The following is a 500-nucleotide window of genomic DNA, read 5'->3' as shown; positions in this document are numbered from 1 at the left end:
AGTTCGAGTTACCTGTGTTGCTGTCACCAGTGTTATTTGAACCTGAGTTCGAGTTACCGGTGTTGCTATCACCAGTATTGTTTGAACCTGAGTTCGAATTACCTGTGTTGCTATCACCAGTGTTATTCGAGCCGCTGTTACTGTTCCCAGTATTACTGTCACCAGTGTTATTCGAACCACTGTTCGAATTACCACTGTTTGAGTTCCCGGTGTTGTTGTTACCAGTGTTATTCGAGCCGCTGTTACTGTTCCCAGTATTACTGTCACCGGTGTTATTCGAGCCGGAGTTCGAGTTACCCGTATTGCTGTCACCAGTATTGTTCGAACCACTGTTCGAATTACCACTGTTTGAGTTCCCGGTGTTGTTGTCACCAGTGTTGTTCGAGCCAGAGTTACTGTTCCCAGTATTGCTGTCACCGGTGTTGTTTGAACCCGAGTTCGAATTCCCAGTGTTGGAATCACCAGTGTTATTCGAGCCACTGTTCGACTTACCCGTGTTG

At 46.6% G+C, this 500-nt stretch carries 1 protein-coding gene; it reads right to left on the bottom strand.

Annotated features, from left to right (window positions below):
* The coding region (locus tag ACKTR2_RS10455; protein ID WP_407885078.1) for a pentapeptide repeat-containing protein at positions 1 to 500 on the bottom strand (500 nt) is incomplete at both ends.

Source organism: Furfurilactobacillus curtus, from assembly GCF_045862785.1.
Taxonomy (GTDB): domain Bacteria; phylum Bacillota; class Bacilli; order Lactobacillales; family Lactobacillaceae; genus Furfurilactobacillus; species Furfurilactobacillus curtus.
The sequence above is the reverse complement of the archived record's forward strand: the minus strand, read 5'-3'. Positions and strand labels throughout refer to the sequence as shown.